Source organism: Rahnella inusitata (genome assembly GCF_965118895.1).
Taxonomy (GTDB): Bacteria; Pseudomonadota; Gammaproteobacteria; order Enterobacterales; family Enterobacteriaceae; genus Rahnella; species Rahnella inusitata_A.
Genome location: NZ_CBCPJJ010000021.1, coordinates 204,477 through 220,018 on the forward strand (window position 1 = coordinate 204,477; position 15,542 = coordinate 220,018).

14 protein-coding genes are annotated in these 15,542 nt (G+C 54.2%); 5 read left to right on the forward strand and 9 right to left on the reverse strand.

What is annotated here, in order from left to right; genetic code table 11:
* Positions 1-298: 298 nt before the first annotated feature.
* From uxaC to ACMHLI_RS17840, 4 genes are all read left to right on the forward strand, one after another.
* Positions 299-1,711, forward strand: coding sequence for a glucuronate isomerase (gene uxaC, locus ACMHLI_RS17825; protein WP_413530600.1), 1,413 nt, complete (start codon positions 299-301; stop codon positions 1,709-1,711).
* 142 nt (positions 1,712-1,853) lie between these two features.
* Positions 1,854-3,305, forward strand: coding sequence for a tagaturonate reductase (locus ACMHLI_RS17830; RefSeq protein WP_413530601.1), 1,452 nt, complete (start codon positions 1,854-1,856; stop codon positions 3,303-3,305).
* Positions 3,306-3,315: 10 nt separating this feature from the next.
* Complete coding sequence (locus tag ACMHLI_RS17835) at positions 3,316-4,806, forward strand: UxaA family hydrolase (protein WP_413530602.1); 1,491 nt, start codon at positions 3,316-3,318, stop codon at positions 4,804-4,806.
* A gap of 126 nt (positions 4,807-4,932) precedes the next feature.
* Positions 4,933-5,496 (forward strand): YgjV family protein, encoded by a 564-nt coding sequence (locus tag ACMHLI_RS17840; protein WP_413530603.1) that lies wholly within the window; start codon positions 4,933-4,935, stop codon positions 5,494-5,496.
* Between the two features lie 23 nt (positions 5,497-5,519).
* On the opposite strand, the gene ACMHLI_RS17845 is transcribed toward ACMHLI_RS17840, so the two are convergent.
* From ACMHLI_RS17845 to pyrB, 7 genes are all read right to left on the reverse strand, one after another.
* Entirely contained in the window at positions 5,520-6,251 is a 732-nt protein-coding gene (locus tag ACMHLI_RS17845; RefSeq protein ID WP_413530604.1) for a peptidase, read from the reverse strand.
* 31 nt (positions 6,252-6,282) lie between these two features.
* Entirely contained in the window at positions 6,283-7,077 is a 795-nt protein-coding gene (locus tag ACMHLI_RS17850; RefSeq protein ID WP_112169281.1) for a transglutaminase family protein, read from the reverse strand.
* Positions 7,077-8,018, reverse strand: coding sequence for an alpha-E domain-containing protein (locus ACMHLI_RS17855; RefSeq protein WP_413530605.1), 942 nt, complete (start codon positions 8,016-8,018; stop codon positions 7,077-7,079). The genes ACMHLI_RS17850 and ACMHLI_RS17855 overlap by 1 nt, the downstream gene beginning before the upstream one ends.
* Positions 8,012-9,466, reverse strand: coding sequence for a circularly permuted type 2 ATP-grasp protein (locus ACMHLI_RS17860; protein ID WP_413530638.1), 1,455 nt, complete (start codon positions 9,464-9,466; stop codon positions 8,012-8,014). The genes ACMHLI_RS17855 and ACMHLI_RS17860 overlap by 7 nt, the downstream gene beginning before the upstream one ends.
* A 319-nt stretch (positions 9,467-9,785) precedes the next feature.
* The gene (gene ridA / locus ACMHLI_RS17865) at positions 9,786-10,172 is read right to left on the reverse strand and encodes a 2-iminobutanoate/2-iminopropanoate deaminase (protein ID WP_413530606.1); all 387 of its coding nucleotides are present in this window, start codon (positions 10,170-10,172) and stop codon (positions 9,786-9,788) included.
* Positions 10,173-10,225: 53 nt separating this feature from the next.
* Positions 10,226-10,690, reverse strand: a complete 465-nt coding sequence (gene pyrI / locus ACMHLI_RS17870; protein WP_413530607.1) for an aspartate carbamoyltransferase regulatory subunit — start codon at positions 10,688-10,690, stop codon at positions 10,226-10,228.
* Between the two features lie 19 nt (positions 10,691-10,709).
* Entirely contained in the window at positions 10,710-11,645 is a 936-nt protein-coding gene (pyrB, locus tag ACMHLI_RS17875; protein WP_413530608.1) for an aspartate carbamoyltransferase, read from the reverse strand.
* 416 nt (positions 11,646-12,061) lie between these two features.
* Between pyrB and ACMHLI_RS17880 the strand changes: the two genes are divergently transcribed.
* The gene (locus ACMHLI_RS17880; RefSeq protein WP_413530609.1) at positions 12,062-12,532 is read left to right on the forward strand and encodes a YhcH/YjgK/YiaL family protein; all 471 of its coding nucleotides are present in this window, start codon (positions 12,062-12,064) and stop codon (positions 12,530-12,532) included.
* Between the two features lie 10 nt (positions 12,533-12,542).
* Here the strand turns inward: ACMHLI_RS17880 and ACMHLI_RS17885 are convergent, their stop codons facing one another.
* Positions 12,543-14,315 carry a sugar phosphorylase gene (locus tag ACMHLI_RS17885; RefSeq protein ID WP_413530610.1) on the reverse strand — a complete coding sequence of 591 codons (1,773 nt, stop codon included), beginning with the start codon at positions 14,313-14,315 and terminating at the stop codon, positions 12,543-12,545.
* Between the two features lie 173 nt (positions 14,316-14,488).
* Entirely contained in the window at positions 14,489-15,496 is a 1,008-nt protein-coding gene (gene argF, locus ACMHLI_RS17890) for an ornithine carbamoyltransferase (RefSeq protein ID WP_413530611.1), read from the reverse strand.
* Positions 15,497-15,542: the final 46 nt, after the last annotated feature.

Below are 15,542 nucleotides of genomic sequence, written 5' to 3' on the forward strand. Positions count from 1 at the left end.
GCTTTATGCAAGCCATCAGCGGGCGGCGGGGATTGCTGACAGAGAAATAACTTGTCATACCGATTTAAAGTTTGAGTGACATCACAAAATCACACTCGGAATGTGAGGATAATAGCGGTCAGTGCTTAAAGACTCTAAAGTTTTTGTTTTAGAGAGAATTAGTGTGTGTTTTACAACGGAAATCGCCCACTTTCGCGGAAGAGTACCCCTAAAAAGAGCTGGACGATAAACTGAATTGGTGTGATAACTTCTCACCATTGAGAGACAACTCTACAGAATTCATGATGAGGATCCTAAGATGGCGCAGTTTTTAACGGAAGATTTCCTTCTCGACACAGAATTCGCACGTCGCCTGTATCACGACTACGCGAAAGATGAGCCCATTTTCGACTACCACTGCCATTTGCCGCCTGAGCTGATTGCGCAGGATTATAAATTTAAAAACATGTACGACGTATGGCTGAAAGGCGATCACTACAAATGGCGCGCGATGCGTACCAATGGTGTGCCTGAACGTATGTGTACCGGTGATGCTACTGACCGCGAGAAGTTTGACGCCTGGGCGGCAACAGTTCCGCACACCATCGGTAACCCGCTGTACCACTGGACCCACCTCGAGCTGCGTCGTCCGTTCGGCATCACCGGTAAATTGCTTTCTCCGTCTACCGCAGGCGAAATCTGGGAGCGCGGTAATGCTTTACTGGCGCAGGATAACTTTTCTGCCCGTGGCATCATGAAACAGATGAACGTGAAAATGGTCGGCACCACCGATGATCCGATCGATTCTCTGGAACATCACAAAGCCGTGGCGCAGGACAGTAGTTTTGACGTTAAAGTTCTGCCGAGCTGGCGTCCGGACAAAGCCTTCAACATCCAGGCCGCGACGTTCGTGGACTATATGAAGAAACTGGAAGCGGCCTCTGATGTGTCAATCACCCGTTTCAGCGATCTTCGTGATGCCCTGAAAAAACGTATGGATCATTTCGCAGCGCACGGCTGCAAAGTCTCCGACCACGCACTGGATGTTGTGGTATTTGGCGAAGCGGATGATGCGACGCTGGACGGCATTCTGGCCCGTCGTCTGAACGGTGAAACGCCAACGACTGAAGAAATTGCCCAGTTTAAAACCGGCGTTCTGCTGTATCTGGCTTCTGAATATCAGCGTCGTGAATGGGTGCAGCAGTACCATATTGGCGCGCTGCGTGACAATAACACCCGTATGTTCCAGCTGATTGGTGCGGACGTTGGTTTCGATTCTATCAGCGACCAACCGCTGGCAGAGCCGCTGTCTAAGCTGCTGGGTGCGCAGGGTATGGCTGGTGGCCTGCCAAAAACTATTTTGTACTGCCTGAATCCGCGCGATAACGAAGTGATCGGCACCATGGTCGGTAATTTCCAGGGTGAAGGGATGCCGGGCAAGATGCAGTTTGGTTCCGGCTGGTGGTTCAACGATCAGAAAGACGGTATGCAACGCCAGATGACTCAGCTCGCCAACCTCGGCTTACTCAGTCGTTTCGTGGGCATGCTGACCGACAGCCGCAGCTTCCTGTCTTATACGCGTCATGAATACTTCCGCCGCATTCTGTGCCAGATGATCGGCCGCTGGGTGGAAGATGGCGAAGCGCCGGCGGATATCGAACTGCTGGGCAGCATGGTGAAAAACATCTGCTTTGACAACGCCAAACAGTATTTCCAAATCGAGCTGAATTAAAAACGCACGACGGAGCGCAGATTCCTGCGCTCCGATAATAAGCAGAGTAATAACAACTAATTATCCCCTTTAGCACGGCGGCCACAGGACACATTCTTTGTCCTCAAAGACCGGCGTCTGAGCAAATTAAGGTAAATGTGAGATGCAAAGGTTAAATCGCCGTGACTTTCCAGGCCGTCATCATCCCGACAAAATTATTCAGTTCGGTGAAGGTAACTTTTTGCGGGCGTTCGTCGACTGGCAAATCGACCTGTTAAATGAGCATACCGATCTGAACGCCGGTATCGTGATCGTTCGCCCGATTGACACCGATTTTCCGCCTTCGCTCAGCACCCAGGATGGCCTGTACACCACCATCATCAGCGGCCTGAACGAGCAGGGCGAAACAGTGCGTGATACGCGCATCATTCGTTCCGTAAACCGCGAAATCAATATCTACCATCAGTTTGACGAATATCTGGCGCTGGCGCGCGATCCTAATATCCGCTTTGTGTTTTCCAACACCACCGAAGCCGGGATCAGCTACGTCGAGAGCGATTGTCTTGAAGACGCGCCACCGGCCAGCTTCCCGGCCAAACTGACCCGTTTGCTGTTCGAGCGTTTCACTCACTTCTCCGGCGCCGCCGATAAAGGCTGGGTTTTACTGCCGTGTGAACTGATCGACTACAACGGCGAAGCCTTACAAGAACTGGTGCTGCGTTACGCCCAACAGTGGGCGTTACCTGCTTCCTTCACCCACTGGCTGGAAACCAGCAACACCTTCTGCTCAACGCTGGTTGACCGCATTGTGACCGGTTATCCGCGCAGCGAAGTGGACAGCCTGCAGCAGGAACTGGGCTATCAGGACAGCTTCTTCGACAGCGCCGAACACTTCTACCTGTTCGTGATCCAGGGGCCGAAAAGTCTGGCTCAGGAGCTGCGTCTGGACAAACTGTCGCTGAACATCCGTCTGGTTGATGACATTAAACCGTACAAAGAACGCAAAGTGGCGATCCTCAACGGTGCGCACACCGCGCTGGTACCGGTGGCATTTCTCTGTGGTCTGAACACCGTCGGCGAATCGATGAATGATGCGCAGTTAAGCCGTTTTGTAGAGCTGGCTATCGCTGAAGAAATCTCGCCGGTGCTGGATCTGCCGCAGAATGAACTGACCTCCTTCGCGCAGGCAGTGCTAAGCCGTTTCCGCAACCCGTTCATTCAGCATCAGCTGTTGTCGATTGCCCTGAACGGCATGACTAAATACCGTACCCGCATTCTGCCTCAGCTGCTGGCGAGTCAGGAAAAGCATCAGATCCTGCCGCCGCGCCTGACCTTCGCGCTGGCCGCCTTGCTGGCGTTTTACCGTGGCGAACGCCATGGTGAAATCTATCCGTTGCAGGATGATGCCCACTGGCTGAGCCGTTTCTCAGAATTGTGGAGCGGCGTGCGTACCGGCGAATTACCGCTGGCCGGGCTGGTGGAGAGCGTGCTGGCCGATGAAGAACACTGGGGACGGGATCTCAATACCGTACCTGGCCTGACCGCCAAAGTGACCGAACAGTTACAGGCGATCGAAGACCGTGGCATGCGCGATGCGCTGGCGGCTTACAGCTAAGAGGGCGACTATGCAAAGTATCATTCAAATTCATCCTGCTGATAACGTTGCCGTGGCACTGCGCGACATTGAAGCCGGTGAGCGCGTCGAAGCTGGCGATTATCATGTCGTATTGCCAGAAGCGGTTGCCCGTGGTCACAAATTTGCCCTGCGCCCGATTGCGGCCGGGGAAAATATTGTCAAATACGGTCTGCCGATTGGCCATGCACTGACTGCGATCGAACCAGGTGTGCATATTCATTCACAAAACGGTAAAACCAATTTAAGCGATCTGGATCAGTACCAGTATCAGCCGGAATTTGTGACCGTGCCTGAGCAGATGGCCGATCGCGAAGTCCAGATCTACCGTCGTAAAGACGGTCAGGTGGGGATCCGCAACGAGCTATGGTTAATCCCGACCGTCGGCTGTGTGAACGGTATCGCCCGTCAGATCCAGACGCGCTTTCTCAAAGAGACCAATGACGCAGAAGGTACCGACGGGGTTTATCTGTTCACGCATCCGTTTGGCTGTTCGCAGCTGGGCGACGATCACGTCAACACCCGCACCATGCTGCAAAATATGGTGCGCCACCCGAACGCCGGGGCGGTGCTGGTGATCGGCCTGGGTTGTGAAAACAATCAGGTGGACGTATTCCGCGAGACGCTGGGTGAAGTCGACGAAGACCGCGTGCGTTTCATGACGCTGCAAAAATTCGATGACGAAGTGGAAGCCGGTCTGGAGCGTCTGCGCGAGCTGTATGCCGTCATGCGTGATGACAAGCGCGAGAGCGGCAAACTCAGCGAGCTGAAGTTTGGTCTGGAATGCGGTGGCTCCGACGGGCTGTCCGGCATCACCGCCAACCCGCTGCTGGGGCGCTTCTCCGACTTTGTGATTGCCAACGGCGGCACCTCCGTGCTGACCGAAGTGCCGGAAATGTTTGGCGCAGAACGGATTCTGATGAGCCGTTGCCGCGACGAATCGACGTTTGAAAAAACCGTTCATATGGTGAACGACTTCAAGCAGTACTTCATCGAGCACAATCAGCCGATTTACGAAAACCCGTCTCCGGGCAATAAAGCCGGGGGGATCACTACCCTTGAAGAGAAGTCGCTAGGCTGTACGCAGAAAGCCGGTCAGAGCCCGGTCATGGACGTACTGAAATACGGCGAGCGTCTGACCACGCCGGGGCTAAACCTGTTGAGCGCGCCGGGTAACGATGCCGTCGCGACCAGCGCCTTAGCCGGTGCCGGCTGCCATATGGTGCTGTTCAGCACCGGTCGCGGTACGCCTTACGGCGGTTTTGTTCCGACGGTGAAACTGGCGACCAACAGCGAGCTGGCGGCGAAAAAACCGCACTGGATCGATTTCGACGCAGGCCAGCTGATCCACGATGTCAGTATGGATCAACTGCTGGGTGAATTTGTGGATCTGATCGTGGCGATCGCTGATGGCCGCAAAGCCAAAAACGAACTGAATGATTTCCGTGAATTAGCGATTTTTAAAAGCGGTGTCACATTGTAACCCTGCGGCTTTATCGTTAGGATGAAACGGCGTTTCAATTATGAAGCGCCGTTTTTACGTTAGAGCTTTGCGTAGCAGCGATACGTAAAAAAATCGACGAAGTCTTCTACGCAGAGAGCCTGATAAATGACGTATTACTGGTTTGCCCAGTCGATTGGTGTGGTGGCTTTTGTTGTCGGCATCACCATGTTTTTCAACCGCAGCGATCGACGTTTCAAACAGCAACTTTCCGCCTACAGCGCCATTATCGGCGTGCATTTTCTGCTGATGGGCGCCGCACCCGCAGGCATGAGCGCCTTGCTCAACTCCATCCGTACTCTGATTTCTCTGCGCACCCGCAACCAGTGGATTATGGTGATTTTCATCGTCCTGACGCTGGTGCTGGGCCTGAGCCGCGCGCATCACTGGATGGAATTATTACCGGTAGGCGCCACCGTCGTCAGTACCTGGGCGCTGTTCCGCACCAGCGGGCTGACCACGCGCTGCATCATGTGGTGTTCAACCTGCTGTTGGGTGGCTCATAACATCTGGCTTGGCTCGATTGGTGGCTCGCTTATCGAAGGCAGTTTTCTCGTCATGAACGGTTTTAACATCATCCGCTTCCGCCGCCTGCAACTGCGGGGCATCGATCCTTTCGAGGTGGAAAAGAAGATTGTGAAGAAGATGGATGAGAACAAAGCGGCGGAGTGAGATTTCACTCCGTCTCAGGAAAATTACTCTTCCAGCTTAAGCGGCGGCAGCTGCGCGAAGATACTCAGCAAGCCTTCTCCCCAGCCTTTGCGGATCATGTCGAAATATGGGTGTGTTTCGGTTATCCGGTATTGTTGCGCGGTGCTGTAGCTGTCGGTCGGATAGGTCAGAACGTCCAGCGGCAGGCCGACGGACAGATTGCTGCGCAGCGTCGAATCCATCGAAATCAGCGCGCACTGCATCGCCTGATCCAGCGGGGTATCGAAGCTCAGCACGCGATCGATAATCGGCTTGCCGTACTTGCTTTCACCCACCTGAAAATAGGGCGTGTCGTGCGTGGCTTCGATGAAGTTGCCCTGCGGATAAATGTGGAACAGCCGCAGGCCTTCGCCCTTGATCTGGCCGCCGAGCAGCAGGTTGCAGCTGAAATCCGTGGTGCCGCCCTGATTGGCGCCGCTGTCGCGGGCAATCACTTCACGCACCGTTTCCCCGAGCAGGCTGGCGGCGTCATACATCGACTCCACGTTGAGCAGGTTTTCCCGATGATCATCCAGACAGCGGCGATGGAGCAGGCTGATAATGCTCTGTGTGGTCGCCAGATTTCCGGCACTTTGGAGCACCAGCACGCGTTCATCGCTTTGATGAAAAACGTGCAGTTTTCGGAAAGTGGAAATATGGTCCACCCCGGCGTTAGTACGCGAATCTGATACAAACACCAGGCCAGAGGACAAGCGCATGGCCACACAGTAAGTCATAGAAAAATCTTCCTATTTCAAGCAGTCAGGATTATTGCGGAATGTCGAACATCTCAACCGCCGCGACAGTGCGCATGTCTTCGCATCCCCCACCTAACCGGATACCGCGGACCGGGCACGCATCAAGATAATCTATGCCGATAGCCAGTTTCAAATGCTGATTGGGCTGGCAGGTATTATTCGTGACATCGAAGCTTTGCCAGCGGTCATCCAGCCAGGCTTCTGCCCACGCGTGCATTGCCACATGGGCGGAGTCCTGGGTATAGAGATAACCGCTGACGTAACGCGCCGGAATGCCCAGACTGCGGCAGCAGGCGAGGAAAACGTGGGTATGATCCTGACACACGCCCTGTTGCGCGGAAAACGCCTGTGAGGCGCTGTCTTTCACGGTGGTAGTGCCGGGGCTGTAGGGCATTTTCAGCAACAGTTCACCCATCAGACTACACAAACTTTCGTGTTGTGCCTGCGGCCGGTAATAACGGTTTGCGAAATCGCGGATCGCCCCATCGGCTAGCGTCAGCGGGCTGGTGCGCAAAAATACCAGCGGCGAAAGATGCCCGCAATTATCGTCTTCGGTATTGTCTTCAATCTCCACTACGCCGTTGGCTTCAATGGTGATCGCCTGATGCGGCTGATCCAGCGTCAGCACATGCAGTACATTGCCGTAAGCATCGAATGTGCGGGTGGCGTATTCCGGCAGCGTTAAATCCCACGACAGGATTTTTTGATGGCTGGAGTTCTGCGGCGTGAGGCGCAGATACTGTGTGCTGTGCTTGACCTGTTGTGCATAGGTGTAATGCGTCTGATGACTGACATTCAGTTTCATTATTGTGCCTCCAGATAGGTCTGATGGATGCTTTCTGCGATAGCGCCGGTCTGGTCGAGGAACTGCATCAACCAGGGGCTAAGACCCATTTCGACAATTTCTTCCATTTCGGTGAAGCGTAGCTGTGCATGCAGGGTGTGAACGCGGCGACGTGGCAGATTGCCCGCCGTACCGCCGATTTCTTCCAGCTGCTCGGCCATGATTTCCACGCATGACAGCAGGGATCGCGGCAACTCACGGCGCAGGATCAGCAGCTCGGCGATGTGCTTCTGGCTGAGCTGCTGTTTGTAGAGCGTGTGGAAGGCTTCACGGGCGCTGACGGCGCGCAGCAAGGTATCCATCCGGTAATATTCGCGCACCGGATCTTCATCGGCATTGAGCAACTGATTTTTGGCATCCAGCAGGCGTGCAGTGCTGTCTGCACGTTCAAGCATGGTGCCGAGCCGGATGAAATTTTGGGCATCGCTGCGCAGCAAAGTGCCGAACATCGCGCCACGGAACAGATGTGAGCGCTCCTTAACCCAGTCGAAGAAGGAATCCGCACCGGCGGAACCGACACCCTGACGGCGGATGAGTTTCATCTCAATCCATGTGGCGTTGATGCTTTCCCAGACTTCGGAAGACAGGCTGCCGCGCACCGCGTGAGCGTTGTTCCACGCCATTTGCAGACAGCTGTAAATACTGCCGTGATTGATGTTATCCAGCGCGAAAAAGTTGAGCAGATTGCTCATGGTCAGCTGCGGATAATGTTCATTGAACAGCGTGCGGGTACCGGTCATGGTCAGCGGCACCAGCAGATCGTTATTTTCATCGCGCGCCGTGACGTCACGGATCGACATCATCGACAGCTTGTTGGTGACGTCCAACAGACGGGCGATATTCTCGGCGCGTTCCAGATAACGCGCCATCCAGTACAGCTCACTGGCGGTTCTGCTTAGCATGCGTCATCCTCCGTCGAATCTTCTTCTTCCAGCACCCAGGTATCTTTGGTGCCGCCGCCCTGTGATGAGTTGACCACCAGGGATCCTTCGGCGAGCGCCACGCGGGTTAAACCGCCGGGAACCAGACGGATTTCCGCACCGGTGAGCGCGAAGGGCCGCAAATCGATATGGCGCGGTGCCAGACCGTTTTCGACAAACGTCGGGCAGGTTGAGAGCGCGAGCGTTTCCTGCGCGATGTAATTCTCGGGGCGGGTTTTCAGCAAATCGCGAAAACGTGCCAGTTCCTCCAGGCTGGCGGTCGGGCCAATTAACATGCCGTAACCGCCCGCGCCGTGAACTTCTTTCACCACCATTTTGTCCAGATTCGCCAGTACGAAAGACAGGTCGGATTCTTTGCGGCATTGCCACGTCGGCACATTGTTGAGGATCGGATCTTCACCCAGGTAATAACGGATCATCTCAGGCACATACGGGTAGATGGATTTGTCGTCGGCAACGCCGGTGCCGATGGCATTTGCCAGCACCACGCCACCGGCACGATAGACCGACAGCAGGCCGGGCACGCCAAGCATGGAGTCAGCGCGGAATGCCAGCGGATCTAAAAACGCATCGTCGATGCGCCGGTAGATAACGTCGATCTTGCACGGGCCTGCCGTGGTACGCATCAGCACCGCTCCGTCTTTAACGAACAAATCGGCGCTTTCTACCAGTTCGACGCCCATTTGCTGCGCCAGGAAACTGTGCTCGAAATAGGCGCTGTTAAAGCGCCCCGGCGTCAGTACGACGACGGTCGGATCGTTAACCGGCGTGCTTTCACGCAAAGTTTGCAGCAGATGAGAAGGGTAGCGTGAGACCGGCGCGATACGCTGCTCGGCAAACAGTTCCGGGTACAGCCGCATCATCATTTTGCGGTTTTCCATCATGTAGGAAACGCCGGACGGTGTGCGCAGGTTGTCTTCCAGCACGTAATATTCGCCATCGCCGCCACGCACCATGTCGGTTCCGGCGATGTGGGCATAGGTATCGCGATGAAGATCAATGCCCTGCATGCAGGGTTGATACTGATCGTTGGCCAGCACCTGTTCGGCAGGTACCAGTCCGGCTTTGAGTATTTTCTGGTCGTGATAAATATCATGCAAAAACGCGTTCAGCGCCTGTACCCGCTGGCGGATCCCGCGATCGAGCATTTTCCATTCCCCGGCGGGAATAATGCGCGGCACGCTGTCAAACGGGATCAGCCGCTCTGCGCCATCATCTTCGCCGTAAACATTAAAGGTAATCCCCACCCGGTGGAAAAGCAGCGCTGCTTCCTCTTTTTTGCGCTGGACGGCCTGTTGATCGGCCTGCTGCAACCACTGCCAGTAAGCCTGATAATGGCTGCGGTGTTTCCCTTCAGCCATTAACATTTCATCAAAAAAGGGTGAATCGGAAAGGTCAATCTTAATCATCATCACCTCACAAACTGGACCGGCTGCAATGGAATCGTTCAATAACAATGAAGATCACGCATAAAGTGTGCCATCGTGCAAAACCCGCGGGAAATCAGGAGTCAGGACGTGCATCTGCTCTCAAAAGGTGCAGAAAAAACCACGGCTGAGTGAAAAGAGGGCAAAAAAGGTCGGGATATAATGAGTATGGTCGCTGATGAGGCAATCGCCACTGCCGGGCGAAAACAACAGAAAGGCTAATGGGTGAGGGGATTGGTAAAAGCAGGCGAAAAAAAACCAGCCCGAAGGCTGGCTCATCAAAACCTGATGCTTTCGCGAATTAACGGCGAACAGCGATGGCTTCGATTTCGATTTTCACGTCTTTTGGCAGACGGGCAACTTCAACGCATGAACGCGCAGGGAAAGGCGCTTTATGCTCGGTGAAGAATGCTTCGTAAGTGGCGTTAACGGTGGCGAAATCATTCAGATCTTTCACGAAAACGGTAGTTTTCACGATGTCTGAGACTTTCAGGCCAGCGGCTTCGACGATAGCTTGCACGTTTTCCAGTGACTGACGCGCCTGAGCGGCGATGTCTTCGGCTACGGCACCGGTTTTAGGATCCACAGGGATCTGACCGGAAGTGATGATCATGCTGCCAAGATCTACGCCCTGAATATAAGGACCGATGGCGGCTGGAGCGTTTTCAGTGCTGATTTCGCGGGACATAATGTCTCCTGATTATTGAGTAGTTGGAACGAGATTCGCGCCAGTATAATCGGTCAGTCGTTGTTGAGCACGACCTGATGCTCAAACTCTTTCTCGCAATACTTACATTTCAGATGCACGCCGTCAGCACGCTGTTTCACCGCAAAGCTCGAATCCACCGGTTCAAAACGACTGATGCAATTGCCGTTCGGGCAACGCAGCACACCGATGATCCGGTCCGGCAGCGTCGGCATTAGCTTCTTCACCACTTCGTAATCATCGATGCGGTTTACCGTCGCGCGCGGCGCATAGACCGCCAGCTGATTGACCTGCTCATCGGTCAGGAAGGTGTTCTCGATTTTGATGATGTCTTTGCGGCCAAGCTCGCCGGACGGCAGATTCAGGCCGACCGTGACGCGTTGTTCCGTCTGGGTAAATTTGAACAGCGAAAGCAATTTAAACCCGATCTGCGCCGGAATATGGTCGATGACCGTACCGCATTTAATCGCTTCAACCTGAAGTTTATTGTCGTGAGTCATAGTCGTTTTCTCCTCAAGTTTACTGTGCAATGTCTGCGTTCAGAACCAGCGCCAGCAATGCCTGACGCGCAAAAATCCCGTTACCGGCCTGCTGGAAGTACCAGGCATAGGGCGTTTTATCGACGTCAGGGGTGATTTCATCAATGCGCGGCAGCGGGTGCAGGACTTTAAGATGCGGCTGTGCGTCCGCCAGATCCGCGGCGCGCAGCACAAACTGGGCTTTGACGTTGGCGTATTCGGATGGATCCAGACGCTCTTTCTGCACCCGGGTCATGTACAGAATATCGATTTCGGGCACCACTTCGTCGATGCTGCTATGCAGACTGTATTCAATTCCTTTCTCTTCCAGCAGCGCCAGAATATAGCCCGGCATCGCCAGCGCGTCGGGCGCGATAAAGTAGAAACGGTTGCCGTTAAATTTCGCCAGTGCCTGCGCCAGAGAGTGGACGGTACGACCATATTTCAAATCACCGACCATCGCGATTTTGATGTTATCCAGACGCCCTTGCGTTTCCTGAATGGTGAAAAGATCCAGCAGCGTCTGCGTCGGGTGCTGGTTCGCGCCGTCACCGGCGTTCAGGATCGGAATGCCGCCGGAAAATTCTGTCGCCAGGCGCGCTGCACCTTCTTGTGGATGGCGCATCACGATGGCATCGACGTAGGTGCTGATGACCGAAATGGTATCGGCCAGCGTCTCGCCTTTTTTGCCGAGCGAGGTGTTGCTGCCGTCGGCGAAACCCACCACCGATGCGCCGAGACGATGGATGGAGGTCTCGAACGACAGCCGCGTGCGGGTTGAGGCTTCGAAGAAGCAGCTGGCGATCACTTTGTGTTTCAGGAGCTCAGGCTGCGGCGTGGCTTTCAGGCTGGCGGCGGTGTCGAGCACCAGTTCGAGCTCCTCGCGGCTGAGATCGTTGATTGAAATGATGTCTTTTTGATACAGCGGGTTCGCCATCGTCATTCTCCTGTTTCTTTGTTCTTAAAAGATGCGCTCCCCGACAGGTGCGCACTCAAATTTCAGACAAAAAAAAGCCCCTGCAATGAGGGGCCTTTCTTTTTGATCAACTGAACGCTGACCGGCAATACAACGGAAGAACAACGGCAGCGGGCTGCCTGATGGCACGGCGTTTGGTCGATCGTCTGAGCGCAAAACGTGGCAATTTTTCATGGGTTCTCCCGGCAAATTGTGGCGCATTATACGCGCGTAACTGACGACATCAAGCGGAAAAATCACGCAAAGGCAAACGGTTGGCTGCGTGTCTGCTCACAAGTGAAAACTGTTAACTGGATCAAGTGGCGGACGGTCGCGGTGCTTTATCATAAGTCGACATTGAAACATCATTTCATTTTTTCTTTAACAAAGGGAAACTCATGATCACTGGTAATATTCATCAACTGCACCTAGTGCCGTATCTGCCCGCCGCACTGCGCGAAGCTATCGAGTTCGTTAAACAGCGCATCACCGCCGACACTCCGCTGGGTAAACACGACATCTGCGGTGACGACGTCTTTGTGCTGATTTCCAATGATTCCACTGCGCCTCAGGCAGAACGCCGCGCCGAGTTCCATGCGCGTTATCTGGATATCCAGATTATTCTCAATGGCACCGAAGGGATGACGTTCAGCAACTTACCGGCGGGTGATGTCGATACTGACTGGCTGGCTGATAAAGACATCGCGTTTCTCGCCGCCGGCGAACAGGAAAAAACCATGATCATGCAGGCCGGTGACTTCGTGGTGTTCTATCCGGGCGAAGTCCACAAACCGCTGTGCGCCGTCGGCGAACCGGCCAACGTGCGCAAAGCCGTGGTCAAAATGGACGTCAGCGTGTTACCCGTTTAAGTTTTTAAAGTTAGCGCTTACTTCGCTTAAACAGCTTCATACGCCAGCGACGCAGCCTGCCAAGGCGTTCTGGCGCTTTCAGTTTGTGCTTGATCCACACCACTTGCCATGGCTGGAGTCGTGTCTGGCCGGTAAACGCGTTTCCACTGATAAGATCCTTGCCTTCCACTGCCAGTTTCAGCACCCGTGAATGGCTGCTGATATTAAACACGCAGGTGATGCGATCCTCGGTTTTGGGATCATAACGCTCCATCGCAAACAGCGATTTTCCCAGATCAAACACCCGCTGACCGGCCTGCGGTGAAAATGCAGGATGGGCGCGCCGGTGCTTAATCAGGTCCTGCAATCCGTTGAACACGCGGGCGCGCAGTCCCTCTTTTTTCTCCAGCTCGGCTTCCAGTTTATCCAGATCCAGCTTTTTACGGTTGATGCGCCGGTTGATGCCCGACTGGTGCATTCCCTCGAGATCGTTTTCGCTGCCCAGCAGGCTGTGAATATAAATCGCCGGCACGCCGATGAACGACAGCAGCAGCGCCTGCGCTGCCAGAAACTTACGCGCTTTCATCGCGACGTCATCTTCCGGCTCGGTCAGTGCGCTCAGGTAATTGATATTCAGCTCGTATGGCGAATGAGTGCCGTCACCGTTGTCTTTGTAAGAAACGCGGCCTTCTTTGCGCAGCGTTTCCTGCGCCATGTATTTGCGTTCTTCATCGCTCAGGAAAGTTTCCGTCGGGCGCAACCCGATGCCGTCGTGGCTGGCGAGGAAGTTAAAATAGGTGGTATCCGGGTAACGGGCTTCGGCATTCAGGCTCTGCGCCCACTTCGTCAGCGTGGTGGTGTCTTCGCGCAAAAAGGCGTGCAACGTCAGTGGCGGCAACGGGAACTGATACACCATGTGCGCTTCATCGCCTTCACCGAAATAGCTGATATTTTCGTGATGCGGCACATTGGTTTCGGTAATCAGCCGCGTGCCGGGGATCACTTCATCCAGAATGGCGCGCCACACTTTGATGATGTTGTGCGCCTGCGGCATGTGAATGCACGACGTGCCCACTTCCTTCCAGATATAACCAATCGCATCAAGGCGGATCGATTGCCCGCCGCTGGCCGCGTATTGCAGCAGCACGTCGATGCTTTCCAGCAGTACCTGTGGATTTTTAAAATTGATATCCACCTGGTCTTCGCTGAACGTTGTCCACAGATACAGCTCGGTGCCGTCGGTTTTGATAAACGGCGTCAGCAGCGGCGAGGCGCGGGGGCGAACGACGCGGCTGTAATCGAGCTCGGGGTTGGAGGCAATAAAGTAATTTTGGTAGTACGGATCGTCGTGCAGATAACCTTTCATCCAGTCGCTCGAGCGCGAGATGTGGTTGATCACGCAGTCAAACATCAGATTAAAATTTTCAGAAAGATGGTGAATATCGGACCAACCGCCGAGATTTTCGTCGATCCGCCGATAGTCGATCACGCTAAAGCCGTCATCCGAACTGTACGGATACATAGGCAAGATATGAATGTCACTGATGATTTCACGCAGATAAGTATTGGCAAAATGATTGAGCGTCGCCAGTGGCGGTTGTTCACCGTGGCGTAGATTGTCGCCGTAGGTGATCAGATAAATATTGGTGCCATCAACCCAGTGCGTGGTGCGATGTCTGCCGTAATTCCATTTGTCGGCGAGATGCAGGATTTTTTTCAGCAGATCGGCGATGTGTTCCCTGGGGTAAATCCTGCTTAACAGGCTTTCCAGCCGCAGGACATACTCAAGATTAACTGAGCTCATATCGGTTCCTTCTTACTGCGTTTGTATTTTTCTGATGGAGTTATAAAAACAACGCGCTGTAAAAAGGTTAGTTGAAAATGAAGGGGTGTGATGGCCAAAAGGGGAGATAGCAGAGGATTCTGGTGGAAAAATGCGGCATCATCCGGGAAAAGCGCGAATGATGCCGGGATAAATTATTCCGTGCCGAGGGTCGCGACCATTACGGCTTTGATGGTGTGAAGACGGTTCTCCGCCTGATCAAACACCACGCTGTGCGCCGATTCAAACACCTCATCCGTCACTTCCATACCGCCGTGCAGGCCATACTCTTGTGCCATCTGTTTGCCGAGCGACGTTTGATCATCATGGAAAGCCGGCAGGCAGTGCAGGAACTTGACGTTCGGGTTGCCGGTCAGCGCCAGCATCGCGCTGTTGACCTGATAAGGGCGCAGCAGGGTGATGCGTTCCTTCCAGGCTTCTTTCGGCTCGCCCATCGATACCCAGACGTCGGTATAAAGGAAATCCGCATCTTTCACACCGGCTGCGATATCCTCGGTCAGGGTGATCTTGCCACCGTTTTCGGTGGCGAGATGTTGGCAGGTCGCGACCAGTTCAGCATCCGGCCAGCAAACCGACGGTGCGACAAGGCGTAAATCCAGCCCGCACAGCGCCGCAGCTTCCAGCAGCGAGTTACCCATATTGTTACGGGTGTCGCCCAGATACGCGAGACGCATCCCTTTCAGCGGCTGATTGGGCAGATGTTCCTGCATCGTCAGCAGGTCGGCCAGCAGCTGCGTCGGGTGGAATTCGTTGGTTAAGCCATTCCAGACCGGCACGCCCGCGTATTCCGCCAACGTTTCGACCTTATCCTGACCAAAACCGCGATACTGAATACCGTCATACATTCTGCCAAGCACGCGGGCGGTATCTTTCATCGATTCTTTGTGACCGATCTGGCTGCCGCTTGGGCCGAGATAAGTGACTTTCGCCCCCTGATCGTATGCGGCAACTTCGAAAGAGCATCGGGTGCGGGTTGAGTCTTTTTCGAAGATGAGCGCGATGTTTTTGCCTTGCAGGCGGGCTTTTTCGGTGCCGTTTTTCTTTGCTGCTTTTAGTTCAGCGGAGAGTTTCAGCAGGGACGAAATCTCTGACGGGGTAAAATCCAGTAACCTGAGAAAATGACGTTTACTCAACAAACTCATGATGTCGCTCCATAGCGCGTAAGCATTTCGGATTGAATTAAAATTC